We start from the raw sequence: 22,323 nt of genomic DNA, 5'->3' as shown, positions 1-22,323 counted from the left end.
AACGGCAACAAGGCCAGCGTCAATGCCGTCGGCCCGGCTGTGGGCTGGTTGAAGAACGGCGGCGAAATGCTGCTGGAAGGCAAGTTCCTCAAGGAATTTGACGCACGCAACCGCACCGAAGGCCAGGCCTTCTGGTTGACGGTGTCCAAGCCCCTTTAATCATCCATTCTCGGGTTGGAGGCAGCCATGTCGGACAACTTGAATCAGAACGAGCCCGTTGACGCCTTGCGCCGCCGCTTGCTGGCTGGCGCCGCAGCGTCCTCCTTGTTGCCCTGGGCCACGCCTGCGAATGCCGCGGTCGAGCTTGAGGGCGTGGAGTTGCCGGAAACGGTTTCGGCTTATGGTCACAAACTCGTGCTCAACGGTGCGGCGGTTCGCAAGCGTGGCTATTTCAAGGCCGACGTGACCGCGCTGTATCTGCCCGAAAAGCGCACGACGCCGGATGCCATTTACAAGCTGGATGGCGTTCGCCGCATCCAGCTGAACATCCTGCGCGAGTTCACGTCGTCGACCATCACCCGCATCTTCCTGTCGGACTTCAAACAGTCCGCCACGGAAGACGAGTTCAAGAAACTCATCGGGCCCATCGGTCAGATTGGCGCGGCGTATTCCAACGTCAAGCGGGTGTCCAAGGGCGACGTGGTCAACCTGGACTGGGTGCCTGGGCAGGGTTGGATGGCCACACACAATGGCAAGGCACTGACCGGTGATGGCGGTACCACCATGTCCATCAAGGACGAACTGGCCTACCAGATCTACCTGCGCATGTACATCGGTCAGGCGGCGCCAGAAGAATTGCGCAACGGCCTGCTGGGCCTGACTCGTCTGCCCAAAGCGAGCGACAACTGAGCTCCGGCTGGCCTGGCTCAGGGTTTGGCAGGGTAGTGCGCGTCCAGCATGGGGGGGAGCGGGGCATCGATGAGCCCGGCGGCGAGCCTCAATGCATCGGCCGTCTGGTCTGACAGCACGCCTTGTTCACTGTTGTTGACAGCCTCTTCCACCCATGCTTTCAGCAGCAGCGGCCGCATCATCCACGACAGTTCCTGCACGCCGGCCAGTGCGTGCATGAGTGCGTCGGCATCTGGCGCAGGGCCGGGCAGGGTGCCTTGAGTGCGCCCGCATCTCGCCATCACCCCTTTGAACCAGTTCAGGCCGGCGGGTGAGAGTCCTTTGGCGGTTTCATCCATCGGGATGAAGCGTGCCATGTAGGTGGTCAGCGCGGTGACGTGGTTCAGTTGCTCCAGGCTCATGTCCTGGAGATCATGGCCTTGCCCAGTGGTGGGTCGCATGAATGCCTGGCGGCTCTGACGGTCGCTGACGCGATGGCGCAGCGCCAGCCACCAAAGGCGCTCGCGGGGGCTGACACGCCCGTCCGCTCTCAGCAGGTTGCGGGCGCTTTCAACCAGTGCGCGGCGCTGCTCGATGGGGTCCCCGGCAATGGTGGATGTCAGCCGCTCGAACTCGGGGACATGGCGATTGGGGGCCAGTGCCGCAACATCGTCCAGGATGCGCTGTGCGTCGTGGATGCCTTCAGCCATGTGATGCCACAAGGCGCATTCGCGCTCGTTGTGGATATTCATCATCAGGGCCAGCGTGATCATGCGGCGCTCTGTCGGGCCCACCAGATTCTGCAGGCGGCTCAGGGCATCGCGGCTGCGGGCTTCACGCAGTTGTCTGGCTTGCGCGGCGCTCAGTACCGGGTCGACCTGCGTGGCGCTGCTGGCGGCCAGCGCGAGCCTGCCGGAAGGTGGGATCCGAGGCTCGACTGCCTCCATGCGCACCAGGGGCGCAGGCATGGGCGGCAAGACCGTGCCGCAGACACGACGGATGCGTTCAGACAGGCGCGGGTGGCTCGACAGGCAACTGGCCGCCCCGGGCTCGTTCATGAGCAGATAGGAGACCATGCCGGCCGCCGGATGTCGCATGTGCCCGGCCAGGACTTGCTGGTCGTGCCAGAGCTTGCGCAGCACGTTGCCCAGGCCGTCTCTTGATCGTGTGAACTGCACCGCCGACGCATCGGCCAGAAACTCGCGCTGGCGGGAAACGGCTGCCTGCAGCATCCGGCCCGCCATCCAGCCCAGCCATCCCGTGATCGAAAACACGAGACCGATCAACCACGACATCGGGCCAACGTGGCCTTTGTCATCGGGGGCCATCAGGTTCTGCCCATAACCGTGAACCAGCGACAATCCCCACACGAGCGACAACACGCGCATGGCCAGGGGCAGGTCGTCTTCCTTGATGTGGCCGAACTCATGCGCCACCAGGCCTTGCAGTTCGGCGCGGGTGAGGCGATCGAGCGCGCCACGTGTCACGCACAGCACGAGGTCTTCTGGGCCCCAGCCGGCCACGAAGGCATTGATGGCGTCTTCCTTGTGCAGCACGTAGACACGAGGCACGGTCTGGCCGCTGGCCAGCGCCATCTCGTCGACCACATTGAGCAGGCGGCGCTCGGTGGCGTCATCCGGATCGCGCACCTCCTTGCCGCCCAGCCAGTGCGCCACGCGCGGGCCGCCGCCGTCACGCAGGCGTTGTGCCTCGACGAAGCAGCCACCCAGCACGAACAGCAGCACCAGCCCGGTATTGGTTTCGAAGAAGAGTGCAGGAAAGCCAACGCTGAAAGGCAGGATCAGCTTGTAGAGCAGGGCTTGCAGCAGGTTGACCGTGATCGTCAGCGCCAGCAGCAGCAAGACAAACAGCCCGATGAGCCGGGCTGTGCGGATGTGAGCGGCGCGCTGATGTTGTCGGAACTGCATGACAAGCCAGGCGATGGATCAGAAACTGACCTTGACGGGGTTGCGTTCCGCCTCGGAGCTGGTGGCCTGCAGCATGGCCGCTTCCTGAAAACCGAACAGGCTGGCGACGACATTGGTCGGGAACTGCTGGGCGGCGTTGTTGTAGTCCAGCGAGGCGTCATTGAACAGCTGGCGAGAGAAGGCGACCTTGTTCTCGGTGTGGGTCAGTTCCTCGCTGAGATCCTTCAGGCGCTGGTCGGCCTTGAGTTCCGGGTAGGACTCCAGCACGGCGTTGAAGCGGCCCATGGCGCTGGCCAGCACGCCTTCGGCCATGCCCAGGCTCATGATGGGGCCGGACTGATTGGGCTTGGACTTGACCAGGTCGGTGGCCGCCATCACCTGCGCGCGGGCGGCCGTGACCCGTTCCAGCGTCTCGCGTTCGTGCTCCATGTATTTGCGCGCCACTTCGACGAGATTGGGGATCAGGTCGTGTCGACGCTTCAACTGCACATCGATCTGGGCAAAGGCGTTGCCGATTTCGTTGCGCAGCCGGATCAGGCGGTTGTAGGCACCCACTGCCCAGAAGAGCAGCAGGGCAACGACGACGAGGATGAGGAGGTTGGTGTTGGTCAAGATGCGGTCCCTGGCTTGCCGGTTCGTGCCGGTCGAATCGCGTGCACTTTACAGGCAATCGGCATGTCAGACCTGTCGTGTGAACGACTCGTAACCTTCCTGTCGGAGCTGGCAGGCCGGGCAGGTGCCGCAACCGTAGCCCCAGGCGTGGCGATGCTGGCGATCACCCAGGTAGCAGGTGTGCGTGTGCTCGATGATCAGCGCGTTGAGGGCCTCGCCACCCAGGTCGTGGCTGAGTTGCCAGGTCTGGGCCTTGGTCAGCCACATCAGCGGGGTCTCGATGGTCATGGGGCTGTCCAGGCCCAGGCTGATGGCGACCTGCAGGGCCTTGAGGGTGTTGTCGCGACAGTCGGGGTAGCCCGAGTAGTCGGTTTCACACATGCCGCCCACCAGCACCGAAGCGCCACGGCGGTAGGCCAGGGCGGCGGCGAAGTTCAAGAACAGCAGGTTGCGGCCGGGTACGAAGGTGTTGGGCAGGCCGTTGGCCTGCATCTCGATGGCGCGCGATTCGGTCAGCGCCGTGTCGGAGATCTGGCCCAGCAGGCCCAGATCCAGCATGTGGTCTTCGCCCAGGCGTGGTGCCCATTGCGGGAAGGCGCGGGCCAGTTCGGTGCGCACGTGCGCACGGCACGCCAGTTCCACACGATGACGCTGCCCGTAGTCGAAGCCAATGGTTTCGACGCGGCTGTAGCGCGCCAGGGCCCAGGCCAGGCAGGCGGTGGAGTCCTGTCCGCCGGAAAACACGACGAGGGCGGTGCGTGGGTCAAGGGCGGAGGCAGAGCTGGTCACGGCAGATTTCAGGATGTGATGGATGCAGGGCAGCGTGGCGCGGCAGTGGCATTTGCGCCATATGACTTTTCGAGCATAGCTTATGCCTGCCAAAAGGCCACGGATACGGCCCCGGATACGCGGGGGCGGCCTGCACAGGGTGCAGATATGGGGGAGAATATAGGGTTTTCGTCAGGCAACCCAGGGCAGCACGCCATGGCGCACGTACCCGCAGGACTCACACAATATGGCCGCGTTTAACCAAGAGACCGTCACCCACGTCCATCACTGGAACGACACGCTGTTCAGCTTCAAGACCACCCGTGATCCGGCGCTGCGCTTTGCCAGCGGTCACTTCGTGATGATCGGTCTGGAAGTTGATGGCAAGCCCCTGATGCGTGCCTATTCGATCGCCAGTGCCAATTACGAAGAGCATCTGGAATTCCTGAGCATCAAGGTGCAGGATGGCCCCCTGACTTCGCGCCTGCAACATTTGAAGGTCGGCGACAAGATCCTGATCAGCCGCAAGGCCGTGGGCACCCTGGTGGTGGACGACCTCAAGCCTGCGCCCAACCTCTACCTGTTTGGCACAGGCACCGGTCTGGCACCGTTCATGAGCATCATCCAGGACCCCTATACCTACGAGAAGTTCGACAAGGTGGTGCTGGTGCACGGCGTGCGTACCGTGAGCGAGCTGGCCTACCACGACTACATCACGCAGGATCTGCCAGGGCACGAACTGCTGGGAGAGTTGGTTCGCGACAAGCTGCTGTATTACCCGCTGGTCACCCGCGAGCCCTTCCGTAACCAGGGCCGCCTGACCGACCTGATCGTCAACGGCAAGATGGCCGCCGATCTGGGCATGCAGCCGCTCAACCCCCACACCGATCGCGCCATGATGTGCGGCAGCCCCTCCATGCTGACCGACCTGTGCAAGATTCTGGATGAGCGTGGTTTCAAGATCTCGCCCTCGCAAGGCGAGGCTGGCGACTACGTGATCGAACGCGCTTTCGTTGAAAAATAAGCGCTGACTGATCCAGTTCGAATCACGGGGTGTTCCGCATGGGGCACCCCGTTTGTCCATGTGATGGCGCACCTGCCTGGGTGTCGCGCCAGGGAGTCTGTGCTCATGAATGACCGGGTTCTGATTCGTGTGGAAGGCGCTGTGGCGCACGTCGTGCTCAACCGCGCCGACAAGCACAACGGCATGGACTTCCCCATGCTCGATGCCATGCTGGCTGCGCAAAAGAAGATGCGCCGCAACCGCCAGGTGCGCGCCATCATCCTCAGTGGCGACGGGCCTTCGTTTTGCTCCGGCCTGGATTTCAAGACGGCGATGAGCCAGCCGGTGCGCACCTTGCTGCGCGCGACGCAGTTGCTGTGGCCCTTTGCGAATCAGTTCCAGCGCTGGAGCGTGGGCTGGCGCAAGGTCGGGGTGCCGGTGATCGCCGTCGTGCAGGGCAACTGCTTTGGCGCAGGCCTGCAACTGGCGCTGGGGGCCGACATCCGCATCTGCCGGCCTGACGCAAAGCTCTCACTGCTGGAAGCCAAGTGGGGCCTCGTGCCTGACATGGGCGGCATCACCTTGCTGCGCGAGTTGGTGCCCATCGACGTGGCCAAGGAGCTGACCTTCACTGGCCGCGTGATCTCGGGCCTGGAGGCCCATGCCCTGGGTTTGGTGACGCACCTGAGCGAGGAGCCGATGGCCCACGCGCAGCAACTGGCCAACGAGATCGCCACACGGTCACCTGACAGTGTGGCAGCCGGCAAATACCTGCTGCAACAAGCCTGGCGTGCAGGCGACTACCTGGCCTTGCGTGCCGAGCGCCTGTGGCAGAGGCGGGTGATGGGCCGCGCCAATCAGCGCATCGCCCTGGCACGAGAACAGGCCAGAAGCAAGGCCGGTGTGGATGGCGAGCCTCAATTGAAAGCTTTCAAAGCTCGCCAGTTGTAAGCACGGCACGGACAATGTTCGGGTTTGCTTGGATTTGGTGGACACTTGCGAGCGTTGAGGAGACATAACTACATGCGCAGCAACGACAAGCAATACGGCAAGGTCAACTGGCTGGTGTCCTGGGGGACGCCGGTGGTGGCACTGGTCGCGTACCTGGCTTTCTGGCCAACGCCGGCTGATCCGGTCGCCTGGCATCCGCCCAAGGATGCGGGCTACACGGGCGCGCATGCTCGCAACGAAAAACTGGCCGATCTGCAGCAGCTGTCACTGGCCAGTGGCCAGGAAGGACCCGAGTTCATCGTCGCCAATGGCGGCGTGCTTTACACGGGCCTGAGCAATGGGGATGTGTTGAAGATCAACACCGATGGCCAGCAGCCCGAGATCGTGGTCAACACGGGCGGGCGTCCACTTGGCCTGGATGTGGATGGTCAGGGCCGCCTGCTGGTGGCTGATGCCATGAAGGGCCTGTTGCGTGTCTCGGGCCGTGGCGTGGACGCCAAGGTCGAAACCCTGCTGGACAAGGTCTCGCACCCCGTGGCCGATGATCGCGTGCGCTACGCCGATGCGGTCAAGGTGGGCCCCGGCGGCATCATCTGGCTGACCGATGCCTCGCGCCGCTTTGGCGCCAAGGAGTCGGGCAGCACCTTCGAGGCCAGCGTGCTGGACGTGCTGGAGCACAGCTGCACGGGCCGTGTCATCGCGCAGGACCCCAACACCCTGGTGGCGCGCGTGGCGATCGCGGGCATGTGCTTCCCCAATGGCATTGAATTTTCACGTGATGGTAAAACCATGTACCTGTCGGAGACGGGTACCTACCGCATCCTGGCGGTCGACCTGGCCAAGCTCTCCCTGGTGCGCACCGCGGCCGGCGACAACGGCGTGCCCACCCTGGATCAGGCTTTGAAGCAAGGTGCCGCCCGCGTGTTCGTGGACAACCTGCCAGGCTTTCCCGACAACCTCACGCGCAGTGCCTCCAACCGCCTGTGGGTGGGCCTGACCAAGCCGCGCAGCCCGGTGATCGATGCGGTGGCCGCCTATCCCTTCATGCGCCAGCTCACGCTGCGCCTGCCGCGCTTTCTGTGGCCTGTGCCCAAGGCTTATGGCCATGTGATCGCCTATGACGAGCATGGCACGGCCGTCGATGATCTGCAGGATTCATCCGGTGCCTATCCGGAAACCACGGCGGCCACAGAGGTCGATGGCAAGCTCTTCATTCAGAGCCTCCACGCGCATTCAATCGGCTGGCTGCCCTATGTGGGGCCGCAGGTGCCGCGTGCGGAAGTCGAGTCCTACCTGGAAGGTGCCTCACCCAAGTGAGCTGATTCGGGGCGGGGTGCTCATCGCAACCAGGCGTCCCAGCCGGTCTTGAGGATCAGCGCGCCCACCACGAGCAGGAAGGCGCCCCGCACGAAGCCCGCGCCATGGCGCAAGGCCAGTCGGGTGCCGACCGTGCTGCCCGCCACATTGGCCACCGCCATGGGCAACGACAGGGCCCACACCACATGCCCGTGCGGGATGAACCAGGCCAGTGCCGCCACATTGGTGGCGAAGTTCAGGCGCTTGGCACCTGCGCTGGCATGCAGGAAATCCCATCCCAGCACGCGCACCAGCGCGAACACGAAGAAGCTGCCCGTGCCGGGGCCGAAGATCCCATCATAAAAACCGATGCTGGCGCCGATGCCGGTGGCCAGCAGTGTTTCCGCTTGTGGTGACCAATGTGGCGCGTGGTGGCGCCCCATGTCCTTGCGCCACAGGGTGTAGAGCCACACGGCGGTCAACACAATGGGCAGTGCCGCCCGAAAGCGCGAAGCTGGCACGAGGGTGGCCAGCCAGGCCCCGATCAGCCCGCCCAGCATGGCCGCCACGATGGCACCCATCAGCCTGGACGACGGCAGTGTGACCTGCCTGGCGTACTGCCAGGCTGCCCAGCCCGTGCCCCAGATGGACGCTGCCTTGTTCGTGCCCAGCAGTGTGGCTGGCACGGCCTGCGGGAACAGGCCAAACAGCGAGGGCACGATGATCAGCCCGCCGCCGCCCACGATGGCGTCGACCAGGCCAGCGCCAGCGGAGGCGATCAGCATCAGGCCGATATTGAGCGGGGTGAGGTCCAGCACGTGCGGTCGCGTTTCATCAAGTCAAGAAAAAGCCCGGCGTGAAACCGGGCTTGAATGGGACAGGTGTGCAGCAGGGATCTCAGCTGCGCACTTCGCCTTGACCCAGCACCACGAACTTCAGCGAGGTCAGACCTTCCAGTCCAACCGGGCCGCGTGCGTGGAACTTGTCGGTGCTGATGCCGATTTCGGCGCCCAGACCGTACTCGAAACCATCGGCAAAGCGCGTGGACGCATTGATCATCACGCTGGCCGAATCCACTTCGCGGATGAAGCGCATCGCGTTGGGGTGGTTGGTCGTGAGGATCGAGTCCGTGTGGTGCGAGCCGTATTTGTTGATATGGGCAATGACCTCGTCGAGCGTGTCCACCACCTTCACGGCGATCACGGGCGCGAGGTATTCCTCGTACCAGTCCTGCTCGGTGGCATCGACCACCTTGGCACCCGGTACATCGGCCAGGATGGCCTTGGCACGTGGGCAGGCACGCATCTCGACTTCCTTGGCTGCAAACACGGCGCCGATGCGGGGCAGGAAGCTGGCGGCCTGGTTCACGTGCACCAGCAGCGATTCGGTGGCGTTGCAGGGGCTGTACTTCTGCGTCTTGGCGTTGTCGGTCACCTTCACGGCCAGATCCAGGTCGACTTCGCTGTCGACATAGGTGTGGCAGTTGCCGTCCAGGTGCTTGATCACGGGCACGCGCGCTTCCTTGCTGATGCGCTCGATCAGGCCCTTGCCGCCACGCGGGATGATCACGTCCACATACTGCGGCATGGTGATCAGCTGGCCCACGGCGGCGCGGTCGGTGGTCTGCACCAGTTGCACGCCGTCAGCAGGCAGGCCCGCTTGGGTCAGCGCGGCTTGCACCAGCTTCCACAAGGCCAGATTGGAGTGGATGGCTTCGGAGCCACCGCGCAGCACGCAGGCGTTGCCGCTCTTGATGGCCAGCGAGGCCGCTTCAATCGTGACGTTGGGGCGCGATTCGTAGATCATGCCGAACACGCCGATGGGCACACGCATCTGGCCCACGCTGATGCCGGTGGGGCGGCGGCGCATGTTGGTGATCTCGCCAACGGGGTCGGGCAGGGCGGCGACCTGTTCGCAGCTCTCGGCCATGGTCTCGATGACCTTGTCGGTCAGGCGCAGGCGATCGACCATGGGGGCGGCCAGGCCGTTTTTCTCGGCGGCGACGATGTCGGCCTCGTTGCGGGCCTTGAGTTCACCAGCGTGGGCGCGGATCTGGCCGGCCAGCGCCAGCAGGGCGTTGTTCTTGGCGGCCGTCGGTGCGGCGGCCATCACGGCAGCGGCGGTACGGGCGGCCTGGCCCACGGCGCTCATGTACTGTTCGACCGACTGGTTGGCGGTCACGTCGGCGGAAGATGAAGATGTCGCGGTGTTCATAAGGCAAGATTGTCTCAAACTCTGCACCTCATGCACCAGATCATCCACATTCACCCTGAAGCGCCGCCTAAACCGGCGCAGGGCACGCCTTGCAATGGCTGCGGGGTGTGCTGCCTCGCGGAGCCTTGCCCGGTGGGGGTGATCGTCAGCCGCCGGCGCCATGGTGCGTGTGCAGCACTGGTGTGGTCGGACGAGGCGGGGTGCTACCGCTGTGGCTTGCTGGGGGTGGCGGTAGAGGCGGATCAGGCCTGGTGGCGCCACTGGCCCAGAGCGCTGTGGCTGCGCTGGGCACGGCGGATGATCTCGGCAGGCAGCGGCTGTGATGCCAGCCTGGAGGTGGCGCAGTCTGTCAATGATGCCAAGGACGGCTAGGCTCGTTTTCGGCCTTTGACGTCTGGAACAGCATGGCTTCCGCCTGCGTTCTCGCGTCTTGGTCGATCAGCCATTTTCATAGCATGAAGGCAACTTATCGAGGAGCCCGATCATGCGCAAGAAGCTGCTGCAAAACACCCTGTTCGCTGCCCTGGCTGCCCTGGCGCTGTATGTGGCGCAGTCGCAGGCCGTGCCAGAACTGAGCGAGGCAGACAACCTGTCCGTGGTCTACGTCGCCCTGCGTTGAGCTGATATCTGGCTGGTGCTGCTGTCAGCGCCAGCCGAACATCATCGAGCGCGCGATCAGCCGCTTGACCGGGCTGAGTTTGCCGACGGCACCCAGCCCCAGCCCCCGCAAGGTGGCCAGTGCCGGCGCCGGCCACGTGAAGCTGCGCGCCAGGAAGTCTGTGGTGGCCAGCAGGGCCCAGCGATCAGGCTGGCGCCGACGCTGAAACTGCCGCAGGGCACGCTCCACCTTCATCTGCCTGGTGGGGCTGTCATCCTCCACATCCCATGCCGTGCGCTTGAGCGCCTCCAGCAGTTCGTGCACATCCCGCATGCCTAAATTGAAGCCCTGGCCTGCCACGGGGTGCAGGGTCTGCGCCGCGTTGCCGATGCGCACAATGGCGCGCTCGTTGACCAGTTGGCGGTGCGCGTTGAGGCCCAGCGGGAAATCCTTCAGGGCTGACAACTGCCTGATGCGGCCCACGGCGGGGTGAAAGATGGTGTTGAGCAGGGTGAGGCGCTGCTCGTCATTGAGCGCGCGCACCGGGTCATCGCCTTGTTGCACGCACCAGACCAGTGCCGCACGCCGACCGCTGGGGCCGCCGGGCACGACCGGGCCGGGTGGCAGGGGCAGCAAGGCCGCAGGGCCGGAAGTGGTGAAGCGCTCGAAGGCCATGCCGGGCAGGCCATCGTCTTCCAGCAACACCTGGCCTACCCAGGCAGTTTGTTGATAGTCGTGGCTCACGCCATGGGGCCAGCTCAGTTTGGCCTGATCTGCAAACACGCCACCTTCGGCCACCACGACCAGATCGAACTGTTCGGCGATGTCGGCATCCACTTCGATGCCCGTGTCCAGGTTCTTGAGGCCGCGCACCGGCGTGCCAAAACGCATGGCGCAGCGGTGTTCGTCGGCATCCACCTGGGCCAGCCAGGCCTGCTGCAAGGGGGCGACCAGGGTGCCGTAGCTGACCACGGCGCCCAGTTGCGGCACGCCTTGTTCGCGGGCCGTGATGCGCACTTCAGGCTGCTGCTCGCCCGGCCACAACACGGTGGGTTGTTGTTGCGAGACATGCACTTGCAGGATGGGCGCGCTGCGGCCGGTGGCTTCGATCGCATCCCACACGCCCATGCGCTGCAACTCCTGCACCGTGCCTTGCGACAGCGCCAGGGTGCGGGCGTCGCCGGCGATGTCCTTGTCGGCAGGGCGGGCATCAAAAACGGTGATGTGCGCTTGTGGCAAGGCCTGGGCGGCTTGCAGGGCCAGGCTGAGGCCGGCAGGGCCGGCGCCGATGATGGCCAGACGGAGGGCGTTGATGGGCAGCGCCTTGTTCGGAATGGGCGTGTTCATGGGCATATTGTCCGCCGCTTTGCACCTTGTTTCTGAAAGGATTCAGCCCCGACTTGGGGCGGGCGCCGTCTGCTTCCTATAATCTCCCTTCAGTGCACCTTGTTTTGCCTGCGTCAGCAGGTTTCTTTAGTCTGCTTATAGCGTGACCTCCATCTCCGCCCCACAAGCCAGTTATCGCATCCTCTCTGCCCCTGAAATGGTAGAGGTCGATCAGGTTATCCACCGCCGACTGGCGTCCGAGGTGGCCCTTGTCAATCAGATTTCGCATTACATCGTCAACGCCGGCGGCAAGCGTCTGCGCCCGATGTTGCTGGTGCTGATCGCCCGCGCGCTGGGCTGCACCAATCCCCAGCGCTTCGAGCTGGCGGCCATCGTGGAGTTCATTCACACCGCCACGCTGCTGCACGACGACGTGGTGGACGAGTCCGACCTGCGTCGCGGTCGCAAGACATCCAATGCCATGTTCGGCAATGCACCCAGCATCCTGGTGGGCGACTTCCTGTATTCGCGTGCCTTCCAGATGATGGTCTCCGTGCAACGCATGCGCGTGATGGAGCTGCTGGCCGAGGCCACCAACGTGATCGCCGAAGGTGAAGTGCTGCAGTTGATGAACATGCACGACCCCGACATCACGGTGGACGACTACCTGCTGGTGGTCGAGTACAAGACGGCGCGCCTGTTCGAAGCCACGGCCCGCCTGGCCGCCATCGTGTCGGATGCGCCTCAAGATATCGAAGACGCCTGTGGTGCTTATGCGCGAGCCCTGGGTACGGCTTTCCAACTGATCGATGACCTGCTGGACTACGACGGCTCGACCGAAGAGCTCGGCAAGACCGTGGGCGATGACCTGCGTGAAGGCAAGCCCACCTTCCCCGTGCTGGTGGCCATGTCGCGCGGCACGCCCGAGCAACGCGAGATGATCCGCAACGCCATTTTCAATGGCGAAGTCGAGCGCATGCATGACATCGTGGAAGTGGTGCGTGCCACCGGTGCGCTGGACGCCACACGTGAAGCCGCGCACGTTCAGGCAGAGCGTGCCAAGGCCGCGCTGGCCAAGCTGCCCGAGTCCGAGTACAGGGAGGCTCTGCTACAATTGGCCTTCGATTCGATCAACCGACACGCTTGATTCTGGCGCGTTGAAATCGATCAGATCGGGGTGTAGCTTAGCCTGGTAGAGCGCTACGTTCGGGACGTAGAGGCCGGAGGTTCGAATCCTCTCACCCCGACCAGGTTTCCCGAAAAAAGCCCGCAAGGTTCATGCAACCGGCGGGCTTTTTCTTTGGCGCATGCAGTGCGCCAAGGGCCTCATCAGGCCAGGCCGCTTACCTTCAACACGAGCCCGATCAGCGCACAAGCGGCGATCACGTGGATCACATTGCGCTTGAAGCGAAACAGGGCCACGGCCGCCGCAACGGCGATCAGGGCGGACGCCACATCGAAACGGCCCGAGAAGCCTTGCCGCCACAGCACGTGGTACGCAAAGAACAGCGCCAGATTCAGGATCACACCCACGACGGCCGCCGTGATGGCGGTCAGCGGGGCGGTGAACTGGATGTCGTCGTGCGTGGACTCGACCAGCGGCCCGCCCGCCAGGATGAACACGAAGGAAGGCAGGAAGGTGAACCAGGTCACCAGCGTGGCGGCGACGGCGCCAGCAACGAACAGCGCGTCCGGCCCGAACAGCGCCTTGGCGTAGCCACCGACGAAGCCCACGAAAGTCACCACCATGATCAGCGGGCCAGGCGTGGTTTCACCCAGAGCCAGGCCATCGATCATCTGCGCGGGTTGCAGCCAGCCATGGTGATCCACGGCGCCCTGGTAGACATAGGGCAACACGGCATAGGCGCCACCAAAGGTCAGCATCGCCGCCTTGGTGAAGAACCAGCCCATCTGGGTCAAGGCATGGTCCCAGCCAAAGCGGGTGCTGAGGTAGGCCATGGGCAGCAGCCACAACAACGCACCGATCACCAGCACCTTGGTGAGGCCAGCCCAACTGAACAAGGCATGGGCCGGTGTGGGCGTGTGGTCATCGATCACAGCGGGGCCGTAGGATTTGTCTGCCGCGCCATGGCCGCCGCCGGACTTGAACGAGGCAGGCGACCACTTGCCACCCAGCCAGCCGGTGACGGCGGCCAGCAGCACGATCAAGGGGAAGGGCAGCTTCATGGCGAAGATCGCGACGAAGGACGCCGCCGCGATGCCCCACAACACCTTGTTCTTCAAGGCCCGGCTGCCAATGCGGTGGGCGGCCTGCACGACGATGGCCGAGACCGCCGGTTTGATGCCGTAGAACAGCCCGGCCACCAGCGGCACGTGGCCGAAGGCCATGTAGATCCACGACAGCACGATGAGGATGAACAGCGAAGGCAGCACGAACAGGCCACCAGCCACGATGCCGCCCCATGTGCGGTGCATCAACCAGCCGATGTAGGTGGCCAGCTGCTGCGCCTCAGGCCCGGGCAGCACCATGCAGTAGTTCAGCGCGTGAAGGAAGCGCTTCTCGGAAATCCAGCGGCGGCGCTCCACCAGCTCCTGATGCATGATCGCGATCTGCCCGGCCGGCCCCCCAAAGCTGATGAAGCCCAGCTTGAGCCAGAAGAAGAATGCTTCGCGAAAGCTGACGCTGATCGGCTCGGACATGAGCGGCTACCCTGCGGTCTGGTGGAAGACCGACAGGATAACGTTGGCTGAGGCTCAAGGTTCGATGCGGGGTTGCCCGTTGAGTTGATGGCGCAGCTTCGATACCGCGATGTAGACGTCCTTGCGCACACGCGAGATGCCGCCCAGTGGACGGTGCGCTGCGATGCTGTGCCACGGTGTGAACGAGCGTACTTCGCAGGTCTGGGCATCTTCAGGTGTCTGCGCCGGGATGGTGATGCGGGCCACGGGCACAAACGGTGATTTGGCTTCCTTCCACTCGATCGTCGGGTCTTCGATCGGCATCTCGGCGGGCACGGTGCGGGTCTGCACCATGAAGTCGAAACAGGCGGAGCCCGTGGCCAGTTGTGCCGCCATGTTCTCGCTCATGCGGTTGGCCGTGTCGGACTGCTCCACGAAGGTGCTGCCCGCACAAGGCCGGGCCGAGAACTTCATCTGCTCGCTGCCCAGCTTCGAAGGGGTCGTGCTCCAGTAGCGCGAGTTCAAGGGGTTGAGCACCTTGTGTCCGGTGAAGCCCAGGATGATGGGCGTTTCATGGAAGAGGTGGGTGGCGAGCCAGCCCGTCAGCGCCAGGCCGCCACTGGTGGCTGCTTTCTGAAAGGCCACGTAGTCTGCCGCGTTGCGAACGAAGAACACGGGGTGGTTGGTCATCAGGAAGTCCTGCGTGCTGGCGCTCTGCTCGTCGTCCAGCAGCTTGGGGCCACCCACGCCCATGATCTTGACCGCCATGCCTCGCGCGTCATTGGTGTGGTCGTCCTGAGACGAGCCCGAGCCGTTCGAGAAGCGCACGACGGCGTTGTAGGACTTGGGTGTGGCGAACAAGCCTTGCGCCATCTGGGGCGGCAGTTTGTCCAGCACGGTGAAGGTGGCCTGCACGCAACCGTGTGACTTGCGGTGGGCGTCACGGAAGGCGTGGCCGTTCTTGTCGAACCCGGCTTGCACGGAGGCGCGGATGGCCTCGGTGACGGCAGCGGTGGCTGCGGCTTCGCCTGTCGGGATGACTTCGCCATCTGCATTCGGGGGTGATGTCGCGACGGTTGTGGCCGCACAACTCACCAGGCTGGACAGCAGCAGGGTCGTGGCAAGCACGCTCAAGCGGGAAGGGATGGGGGCAATGTGACGCATGGAATCTCTCTCTCGCCTGAATGGCTTTTGTAAATCTGCTGACGCTGAACTATGCGCCTCAATGGCGCTGCCCCCATCGGGACATGCCCGCCACCCGGATAATCTGCTTGATGCGCACTTTGAGAATGGACATTCAGGTCCTGCGGGCCATCGCGGTCCTGTCCGTCCTGATCTTTCACTTCGACCTGCCAGGCCTGAACAAGGGCTTTCTGGGCGTCGACATCTTCTTTGTCATCTCAGGCTACCTGATGTCTCGGGTCATTGTGGACGAGATGGACGAAGGGCGCTTCAGCCCCGCGTCGTTCTATTTGCGTCGTGCACGGCGCTTGTTGCCGGCCGCCCTGGTGATGTTCACGGTGGTGACCTTGCTGGCACCCTGGGCTTTGACCATCAGTGCGCTGCACGACTACGCGCTGCAACTGGCTGGTGGTCTGGGCTTTGCCGCCAACGTCGTGTTGTGGCAGCAAAGTGGCTACTTTGATGGCGAGGCGACGCTCAAGCCCCTGTTGCATACCTGGTCGCTCGCCCTGGAGGAGCAGTACTACTTCGTGTTGCCGCTGGTGCTGGGCTTGATCGGGGTGATCGGCCGACGCTGGCGTGCGCTTGTGCTGATCGGGCTGGCGCTTGTGAGCTTTGCCTTGTGCCAGTGGTGGCTGGCCCATGATCCTTCGGGGGCGTTCTACCTCCTGCCCACCAGAGCCTGGGAGTTGCTGGTCGGCTCGCTGTGCGCCTTGCCTGGCTGGCAGGCGCGCATGCACGGCAGGCTGCGCTTTGACTCCGCCTGGATCGGCTTGCCCTTGTTGGCCGCCGGCCTGATCTGGGGTGTGGACGGCGTGCACCCGCGCGGAGACGCCGTGCTCGTGGTGCTGAGCACGGCTTGCCTGGTGTTGATGCCTTCTGCCTTGCTGCAGTTACAGCGCGCCTGGATGCGCCCCTTGCACTGGATCGGCGACCAGTCCTATTCGCTTTATCTGGTGCACTGGCCGCTGATCGCCCTGGCCAAGAACGTCTGGCTGCAGGGCGTGCCGGCATGGGTATCGTGGGCGCTGTTGCCGGTATCGTTTGCGCTGGCGCAGTTGTCGTACCGGTATGTTGAGCAGCCTTTCAGGCGCGTGGCCACGCCGACGGCGCTGCTGCGCAAGCTGGCCTGGATCCTGTTGCTGCTGGCCTTGGCTGCTGGCTGGATGGGGTGGCACATGCGCACGGCAGGCGAGGTGGATTGGAAACAGCTTCGCCAACCCAACTATGGCTTGTCGGCAAATTGCGAGTTCGAGACGGTGTTCGAGCCTCTGGCCGCCTGCCGAACCTCGGCGCAGGCGCGCACCCTGGTGTGGGGCGACAGCTTCGCCATGCACATCGTGCCGGCGCTGGTGGCCTCGCCGCCGCCAGGCGGGCTGGTTCAGGCCACGCGCAGCGCCTGCGCGCCCTTGTTTCATTTCGCGCGTCAGGTCAGCAAGGATCCTGCCGGCCGAGGTTTGCAGTGCCTGGCGTTCAATCGTTCGGTGCTGGCCTATGTGAAGGCGCATCCCCAGATCGAGTACGTGGTGCTGTCGGCCCGCTGGCGCTACCTGTTTGACGATCCGGTGGTGGATGTCCTGGGTCACATCGTCAAACCGACGCAGACCGAGCTGGCCACCTCCCTGGCGGATACGGTCAAGGCGCTGCGGCGCCTGGGTCGCAAGGTGATCCTGGTGTCGCCGCCTGCCTCCATCGGGCCGCAGCTGGATCTGGGCTTGTGTGCCGAGCGGCGTCTGCAGGGCCTGGTGTCCGTCCTGCCTGGCGCGGATCAGTCCTGCGGGTTCGCGCAGGCCGATCACGAGCGCTATCAACATGAGGTGCTGCAGTTGCTGGATGCGGTTCAACAGCGCGCGTCGGTCGGCGTGGTGCGGCTGGACCGCATGACCTGCCATGCCGGGCGTTGCATCAGCGTGGCCCAAGGCCTCCCGCTCTATCGCGACTTCGGGCATCTGTCGCACGAAGGCGCCACCTACCTGGGCCGCAGTCAGGACCTTGGTCATATCGTCGCGCGGGATGCACGATAGCGGGCAGTCTGTCGCTATCATCAAAGCTTGTGTCAGGCGGTTGCCGAGGGGCCTTTCAAGTGTCTAGTCCGTATCGATTGTCGAGACAGTTGCTGGTTGCACTGCTGTCCGCGGTGAGCATGGGGCAGGCCATGGCGGCCTTTTCGCAGGTGATCGCCTTCGGCGACAGCCTGTCCGACACGGGCAACCTCTACCAGCTCACATCCGGCCTCTATCCCAGTGCGCCGTATGCCAATGGGCGCTTCTCCAACGGCGAGCTGGCGGTGGAGGCCATGGCAGATGCGCTCGGCCTGCACGTCACCAGCTATGCGGTGGCGGGGGCGCAGACCGGTACCGGCAACCAGGGTGGCCTGTTCCTCAACGGCACGGGCGTGGCCGGGCAGATTTCGAAGTACACGTCGGTTCTGAACGGGCAGGGTGCCGATCCGGATGCCTTGTACTTCCTGTGGGCGGGCCCGAACGATTTCTACAGCGGCGTCAATATCTGGTCGCCAGCGACGTCGTCCAAGGCATCGAGCAACATGCTGGGCAATGTCATGGAGTTGTACTTCATGGGCGCGCAGAACTTCTTTGTGCCCCTGATGCCCGACCTGAGCGAGACGCCTGCCAGCTTGCAGTCCAGCGCCCAATATCAGGCGGCGGCTGCGCAACGCACCAGTGAATACAACCATCAATTGCTCGAGGGCCTGACCAATCTGGTGGGGCAGGTACCGGGCTTGAACCTGGTCGTGTTCGATACCTCAGGCTTCATGGCCAGGCAGTTGCCCATGTTGCGCGCTGCGGGCGTCGACACGGTCGATGCCTGTTTTGATGCGCTGACGGGGCACACCTGCACGGCGCCGAACACCTATCTGTTCTGGGATGGCCAGCACCCGACCGCCTTCACCAATCAGATCCTGGGGCAGGCTTTTGCCGCAGCGGCAGCCGTGCCGGAGCCTGATGCCATGAGCCTGATGGCCGTGGGCATGTTGTCGCTGCTGAGCCTGGGCGTGCGGCGGCGCAGGGCCTGAGGGCAACATGAAGGGCCGCCTGTCATCAGCATGGCTGCTGGCCCTGGTCCTTGCCCTGGCGGGTGGCCAGCCGTCCTTGAGCCTGGCGGACGCACTCCCTGCAGCGGCGTCATCTTCAGCATCACCAACATCGGTCGAGTCCGGTGCCTCGCCCATTCAAGCAGATCGTGTCTGGCAGGATGCCGTCTTGCTGGACAAGGCCTGGAGACTGCCGGTTGCGGCTCGCTACAAGCCTCATCTCGAGTTTCAGCGCAACCTGACTTTCTGTGGGCCCACCAGCGTGGCCAATGTGGGCCACTCCTGGGGCCTGCCGGGCGACCAGACAACGATGCTGGACGGCACAGGTATCGACACGGTTTGGGGTTATCTGCCAACAGGCCTCACGCTGGATCAACTGGCCGGGGTGGTGCGACACCGCTTCAAGGACCGTCGCACCACGGTATGGCGTGGGCTGGACCTGCCCGCCTTTCGGGCGCTTTTGCTGCGGGCCAATGGCCCTGACCGGCGCTACATCGTCAACTTCTCGCGTACGCCCTTGTTTGGCAAAGGCGGCGGACACCATTCGCCGATCGCAGGCTACCTGACGCAGGAGGATCTGGTGCTGGTGCTGGATGTGAACAGCGATTTCGGGCCCTGGCTGGTCAAGCCCGAGCGCCTGCTGGCAGCGATGAACACGGTGGACAGCAGTTCGGGCAAGCCGCGCGGGCTCTTGCTCATCGAGCAGTGAGTGGCGCCACGGCCGGTTCGTCGGGCGATTCAGTCGTCATCATCGTCGTCGCCATGATGGCCGTTCGCCTGCGATGACGTCGTGCCTTGTAGCGCGCCGGTTGGCGCTTGTTGCCATTGCTGCCACCAGAAACCGAGCACCACGACCAGCATCAACACAGCCAGAAGGCCCCAGGTGCGACGGATGCCATCTCGCGGCTGGCCTTGCTTGTAGCCGGTGATCATGGCGCGAACCAGATTTTCCTTGTGCAGGCGGCTGCTCAACCACACGCCGGCCACATGGACCCCGATGACGATCAGCATCAGATTGGCGAGTACCTCATGTGTTTCTTCCAGCCATTCGCCGCCCATCTCGTTGTAATTGGCCCAACCGGCGCTGGTGACGGCTGCAGTCAGCCCCAGGATCAGCATGATGGCCAGTGCGCCCGCCGGGTTGTGGCCCACATGGTGTTCCGGTTGACCGCTCGGGAGTGAGCGCAGGTAGCGCACGATGGCTGCGGGGCCGCGCACGAAGGAGGTGAAGCGCGCGTGGCGTGTGCCGATGAAGCCCCAGATCAGACGAAACGCGACCAGGCCGGCCATGGTGTAGCCCAGCGTCACGTGGATCAGTCGCCAGCGCTCTGTTTCGGCTGTCAGGTAGGCGCCTGCAAAGCACAGCACCATCAGCCAGTGGAACAGCCGTACGGGCGTGTCCCACACGCGCACTGGCTCAACGGGGGATGCGGATGAATCGTTCATTGAAATCTCCTTGGTCTGCCTGTGTGTGGCAGGCCGCACAGTTGGATGGGCTCTTGATGGCGGCGCGCTGCCAGGTGGACGCGCCAATCTCGTCGTGCTCATGCAGGAACCACGATGAGCGTGTGATGCGGTCTTGCGGCGGGGCACGGCGATGGCCTGCGTGGGCTGTCAACCAGTCGCTCAGTTGACGGGTGGTGGCCGCGTCGAGCGAGGCATCGGTGCCAAAGTGGTGCGGCAGGTTTTGCATCAGCCTTTGCCAGGATTCGGCAGGCAGCAGGCGAGGTGGATAGGGTACATGGCAGGCCGCGCATTCCTGCTGGTAGCGGGGGAGCAGCGGCGCGCGGCTGGTGGGGTTCTCGTCCTTATCCGCGTGCGCGGCACCGATGAAGGTGAAAGCCGTGACGAGGGCCAGCATCAGTGGGGCGGGTCTCATGGGCGCTCCTTGAGGGTGATCAGCCAGGCCAGGACATCGGCCTTTTCAGCGGCGGTGCATTCGCGCCCGACCACGTCGTTGCAGTTGCGGCGAAACCATTTCTCGGCCTTGGCTGCATCGGTGAAACGATCCGGGTTGAAGGCGGGTGCCAGCGGTCGGATGGCTTTGCCCGTGGCGGCGTGCTGGCCGACCTGAGTCGGCGTGGCGCCATGGCAGCTCGCACAGCGCCACTCGCGTCCGTGCAGGCCTGTGAAGAATTGCTGGCCGCGCTGCGCATCCGGTGGATGCCCGGCCTGTGCGGCGTAGGCTGCCAGCAGTTGGGGCGGGGTGTCGGCGAGGGCGTGGCCCGTGCCACCCATGCCGACGGCGAGCATGGTGGCCTGGGTGGTGCGGCGAAGCAGTGTGGTGAAGTATGCAGTCATCATGGCGACTCCTTGACCGTCATGATGGTTGGCCTCCCTTACGGCTTCCTTAAGCCAGGTTTCAAGTTGGGCTGATGTGGCTCAATCACAGGTGGATTTGCTTGGCTTGCCATCTCGCTCGTGATTAAATGTGAAATATGCACATTATTTGCGGAGCGCGTATGGCACGTTTTCAATTGAACTGGGCCCTGTCTGCTGCCTTGCTGGCCTGCGTGGCCGCGCCAGCCACTGCAGGTGTCTTTGGCACCTTGGGCAATTTCGATGTGGTCAATGACACAGGCTCCACCGCCTATGGCTTCGAGATCGACCTGGAGGGGCTGCACAGCAGCGACATCACCGATACCTTCGGCGGCGCAGGGCGGGGCTTCCCGACCTCCGTGGAGCGCTATGGCGCACCGTCCATCAGCGAATACGCCAACGGCAGCATCTTTGGCGTCAAGGTCACTTATCAGGCGCTGTACAGCAACGGCAGCTGGAGTGTGGGCACCCCCAGCGGCGTGTTCACCACCCCGGGTGAAAGTTGCTGGACGGGCGGCAACATCGGGTATGGCGCTTCCACGCCTTGTGACCACTTTGGCGTGGGCACCATCGGCAATCCCACGAAAACCACCTACTCCTGGCTGGTGGAGTCCGGATCACCGGGTGTGCTGACCAATGCGGCCGTCAACCTGCCCGCCCCGGTCTGGTCCGTGACGCCTTCGCCCAACCCGGCGGCACCTGCGCCCGTCGTGGTGGCCCAAATCCAGGCACCCAAGCCAGAGATCGAGTCCCAGTTCGGCACGGCGATCTGGGTCAAGGTCTACACAACCGAGCTGGAAAACAAGGTCGAGCTCGAAGAACTGGTGGGCGGCGACCCCAAGGTTCTGGCCGCCAAGGGGCATACCGAGATCGAATGGCAACTGTTGCAGACGGATCCGGGCAACCCGCTGGCTGGCCAGTTGGAAAACGGTGGCGGTGCGGCTGTCGGTGAAAAGGCCGAATCCGTGCTGCGTCGCTATGAGTTCTTCAACTACATCGGCGCCTACGATCAGGAAACCAACGAGGCCTTGCCGGTGCTGGGTGACAGCCATCCAGGCGATGGTGAACTCGGTGATTTCATTGGTGCGCAGAACGTGGCGGTCAACCTCAATGGCAACCCTGTTGGCGCGGTGCCCGAGCCCGCGACCAATGCCCTGATGCTGGGCGGGCTGGCCATGGTCTTGCTCGTCTTGCGCCGTCGTCAAGGCCAGCGTCAGGCTTGATCAAGTCGCGGCCACAGGCCGCTCAAGCACCGCGCTGCGTGTCTTGAGGTGGCTGGTGGCGCTTTGCCTGCCCCAGGCGCTGTGCCTTGTAGATGCCGGTGTGGCCAGAAAACAGATAGCTGATCACACAGGCCAGCGCCGCAAACAGGCCAATCGGTGCGCCAAACAGCTCCATGGCCATGAGCGTGCAGGCCAATGGGGTGTTGGCCGCACCGGCGAACACGGCCACAAAGCCCAGTGCTGCCATGAAACCGATGGGCTGATGAAGCAAGGGGGCGAGCGCATTGCCCAGGGTCGAGCCAATGAAGAAGAGGGGTGTCACCTCGCCACCCTTGAAGCCAAAACCCAGTGACCAGACGGTGCTGAGCATCTTGCCGGCGAAA

The 22,323-nt window shown here is 64.0% G+C and carries 24 protein-coding genes and 1 tRNA gene; 13 read left to right on the top strand and 12 right to left on the bottom strand.

Going from position 1 to position 22,323, the window contains the following annotated elements; genetic code table 11:
* Nucleotides 1–159, top strand: a 159-nt coding sequence (locus VFW93_RS18925; RefSeq protein ID WP_414639683.1) for a transporter, incomplete at its 5' end; no start/stop codon positions are given.
* A 27-nt stretch (nucleotides 160–186) separates the two neighbouring features.
* Nucleotides 187–849, top strand: coding sequence for a chalcone isomerase family protein (locus tag VFW93_RS14585; protein ID WP_329694704.1), 663 nt, complete (start codon nucleotides 187–189; stop codon nucleotides 847–849).
* Nucleotides 850–866: 17 nt separating this feature from the next.
* Here the strand turns inward: VFW93_RS14585 and VFW93_RS14580 are convergent, their stop codons facing one another.
* The 3 genes from VFW93_RS14580 to queC form a co-directional block, all read right to left on the bottom strand.
* On the bottom strand, nucleotides 867–2,756 hold the full coding sequence (locus tag VFW93_RS14580; RefSeq protein WP_329694703.1) for a M48 family metalloprotease: 1,890 nt from the start codon (nucleotides 2,754–2,756) through the stop codon (nucleotides 867–869).
* Nucleotides 2,757–2,774: 18 nt separating this feature from the next.
* The gene (locus tag VFW93_RS14575) at nucleotides 2,775–3,368 is read right to left on the bottom strand and encodes a LemA family protein (protein ID WP_329694702.1); all 594 of its coding nucleotides are present in this window, start codon (nucleotides 3,366–3,368) and stop codon (nucleotides 2,775–2,777) included.
* A gap of 66 nt (nucleotides 3,369–3,434) precedes the next feature.
* A complete protein-coding gene (gene queC, locus VFW93_RS14570; protein WP_329694701.1) occupies nucleotides 3,435–4,157 on the bottom strand; it encodes a 7-cyano-7-deazaguanine synthase QueC in 723 nt (240 codons plus the stop codon).
* A gap of 226 nt (nucleotides 4,158–4,383) precedes the next feature.
* Between queC and VFW93_RS14565 the strand changes: the two genes are divergently transcribed.
* The 3 genes from VFW93_RS14565 to VFW93_RS14555 all read left to right on the top strand — a co-directional run bounded on the left by VFW93_RS14565 (nucleotide 4,384) and on the right by VFW93_RS14555 (nucleotide 7,407).
* Nucleotides 4,384–5,160: a ferredoxin--NADP reductase gene (locus tag VFW93_RS14565; RefSeq protein WP_329694700.1), complete on the top strand. Its 777-nt coding sequence runs from the start codon at nucleotides 4,384–4,386 to the stop codon at nucleotides 5,158–5,160.
* Nucleotides 5,161–5,265: 105 nt separating this feature from the next.
* Nucleotides 5,266–6,090 (top strand): crotonase/enoyl-CoA hydratase family protein, encoded by an 825-nt coding sequence (locus VFW93_RS14560; RefSeq protein ID WP_329694699.1) that lies wholly within the window; start codon nucleotides 5,266–5,268, stop codon nucleotides 6,088–6,090.
* 72 nt (nucleotides 6,091–6,162) lie between these two features.
* Entirely contained in the window at nucleotides 6,163–7,407 is a 1,245-nt protein-coding gene (locus VFW93_RS14555) for an SMP-30/gluconolactonase/LRE family protein (RefSeq protein WP_329694698.1), read from the top strand.
* Between the two features lie 20 nt (nucleotides 7,408–7,427).
* Here the strand turns inward: VFW93_RS14555 and VFW93_RS14550 are convergent, their stop codons facing one another.
* Together VFW93_RS14550 and VFW93_RS14545 are read right to left on the bottom strand one after the other, a co-directional pair.
* Entirely contained in the window at nucleotides 7,428–8,171 is a 744-nt protein-coding gene (locus VFW93_RS14550) for a sulfite exporter TauE/SafE family protein (RefSeq protein ID WP_329694707.1), read from the bottom strand.
* A 112-nt stretch (nucleotides 8,172–8,283) separates the two neighbouring features.
* Complete coding sequence (locus VFW93_RS14545; protein ID WP_329694697.1) at nucleotides 8,284–9,600, bottom strand: glutamate-5-semialdehyde dehydrogenase; 1,317 nt, start codon at nucleotides 9,598–9,600, stop codon at nucleotides 8,284–8,286.
* A gap of 30 nt (nucleotides 9,601–9,630) precedes the next feature.
* Here VFW93_RS14545 and VFW93_RS14540 point away from each other — a divergent pair, with 30 nt between their 5' ends.
* The gene (locus tag VFW93_RS14540) at nucleotides 9,631–9,972 is read left to right on the top strand and encodes a hypothetical protein (RefSeq protein WP_329694696.1); all 342 of its coding nucleotides are present in this window, start codon (nucleotides 9,631–9,633) and stop codon (nucleotides 9,970–9,972) included.
* Nucleotides 9,973–10,084: 112 nt separating this feature from the next.
* A complete protein-coding gene (locus tag VFW93_RS14535) occupies nucleotides 10,085–10,219 on the top strand; it encodes a hypothetical protein (RefSeq protein WP_329694695.1) in 135 nt (44 codons plus the stop codon).
* A gap of 24 nt (nucleotides 10,220–10,243) precedes the next feature.
* On the opposite strand, the gene VFW93_RS14530 is transcribed toward VFW93_RS14535, so the two are convergent.
* On the bottom strand, nucleotides 10,244–11,545 hold the full coding sequence (locus tag VFW93_RS14530) for an FAD-dependent monooxygenase (RefSeq protein WP_329694694.1): 1,302 nt from the start codon (nucleotides 11,543–11,545) through the stop codon (nucleotides 10,244–10,246).
* Nucleotides 11,546–11,741: 196 nt separating this feature from the next.
* Between VFW93_RS14530 and VFW93_RS14525 the strand changes: the two genes are divergently transcribed.
* The gene (locus VFW93_RS14525; protein ID WP_329694706.1) at nucleotides 11,742–12,671 is read left to right on the top strand and encodes a polyprenyl synthetase family protein; all 930 of its coding nucleotides are present in this window, start codon (nucleotides 11,742–11,744) and stop codon (nucleotides 12,669–12,671) included.
* 26 nt (nucleotides 12,672–12,697) lie between these two features.
* A tRNA-Pro gene (locus VFW93_RS14520) sits at nucleotides 12,698–12,774 on the top strand.
* A gap of 79 nt (nucleotides 12,775–12,853) precedes the next feature.
* Here the strand turns inward: VFW93_RS14520 and chrA are convergent.
* On the bottom strand, nucleotides 12,854–14,185 hold the full coding sequence (chrA, locus tag VFW93_RS14515) for a chromate efflux transporter (RefSeq protein WP_329694693.1): 1,332 nt from the start codon (nucleotides 14,183–14,185) through the stop codon (nucleotides 12,854–12,856).
* A 54-nt stretch (nucleotides 14,186–14,239) separates the two neighbouring features.
* Nucleotides 14,240–15,328 (bottom strand): catalase family protein, encoded by a 1,089-nt coding sequence (locus VFW93_RS14510; protein ID WP_329694692.1) that lies wholly within the window; start codon nucleotides 15,326–15,328, stop codon nucleotides 14,240–14,242.
* Between the two features lie 110 nt (nucleotides 15,329–15,438).
* Between VFW93_RS14510 and VFW93_RS14505 the strand changes: the two genes are divergently transcribed.
* From VFW93_RS14505 to VFW93_RS14495, 3 genes are all read left to right on the top strand, one after another.
* Nucleotides 15,439–17,370, top strand: a complete 1,932-nt coding sequence (locus tag VFW93_RS14505; protein WP_329694691.1) for an acyltransferase family protein — start codon at nucleotides 15,439–15,441, stop codon at nucleotides 17,368–17,370.
* A gap of 89 nt (nucleotides 17,371–17,459) precedes the next feature.
* A complete protein-coding gene (locus tag VFW93_RS14500; protein ID WP_329694690.1) occupies nucleotides 17,460–18,380 on the top strand; it encodes an SGNH/GDSL hydrolase family protein in 921 nt (306 codons plus the stop codon).
* A 7-nt stretch (nucleotides 18,381–18,387) separates the two neighbouring features.
* Entirely contained in the window at nucleotides 18,388–19,107 is a 720-nt protein-coding gene (locus VFW93_RS14495; protein WP_329694689.1) for a phytochelatin synthase family protein, read from the top strand.
* A 29-nt stretch (nucleotides 19,108–19,136) separates the two neighbouring features.
* On the opposite strand, the gene VFW93_RS14490 is transcribed toward VFW93_RS14495, so the two are convergent.
* From VFW93_RS14490 to VFW93_RS14480, 3 genes are read right to left on the bottom strand one after another with little or no spacing between them, the layout of a single operon-like run.
* Complete coding sequence (locus VFW93_RS14490) at nucleotides 19,137–19,844, bottom strand: cytochrome b/b6 domain-containing protein (protein WP_329694688.1); 708 nt, start codon at nucleotides 19,842–19,844, stop codon at nucleotides 19,137–19,139.
* Nucleotides 19,816–20,277 (bottom strand): diheme cytochrome c, encoded by a 462-nt coding sequence (locus VFW93_RS14485; protein WP_329694687.1) that lies wholly within the window; start codon nucleotides 20,275–20,277, stop codon nucleotides 19,816–19,818. The genes VFW93_RS14490 and VFW93_RS14485 overlap by 29 nt, the downstream gene beginning before the upstream one ends.
* Entirely contained in the window at nucleotides 20,274–20,651 is a 378-nt protein-coding gene (locus VFW93_RS14480; protein ID WP_329694705.1) for a DUF1924 domain-containing protein, read from the bottom strand. The genes VFW93_RS14485 and VFW93_RS14480 overlap by 4 nt, the downstream gene beginning before the upstream one ends.
* 209 nt (nucleotides 20,652–20,860) lie before the next feature.
* Here VFW93_RS14480 and VFW93_RS14475 point away from each other — a divergent pair, with 209 nt between their 5' ends.
* A complete protein-coding gene (locus tag VFW93_RS14475) occupies nucleotides 20,861–21,940 on the top strand; it encodes a PEP-CTERM sorting domain-containing protein (protein WP_329694686.1) in 1,080 nt (359 codons plus the stop codon).
* A 22-nt stretch (nucleotides 21,941–21,962) separates the two neighbouring features.
* Here VFW93_RS14475 and VFW93_RS14470 read toward each other — a convergent pair.
* A partial coding sequence (locus VFW93_RS14470; RefSeq protein WP_329694685.1) for a chloride channel protein occupies nucleotides 21,963–22,323 on the bottom strand: 361 nt, incomplete at its 5' end.

Origin of the sequence: Aquabacterium sp., assembly GCF_036279675.1 — a bacterium.
GTDB lineage: Bacteria > Pseudomonadota > Gammaproteobacteria > Burkholderiales > Burkholderiaceae_C > Aquabacterium.
Note: the sequence above shows the minus strand (reverse complement) of the source record. Positions and strands in the feature narration are given on the sequence as shown.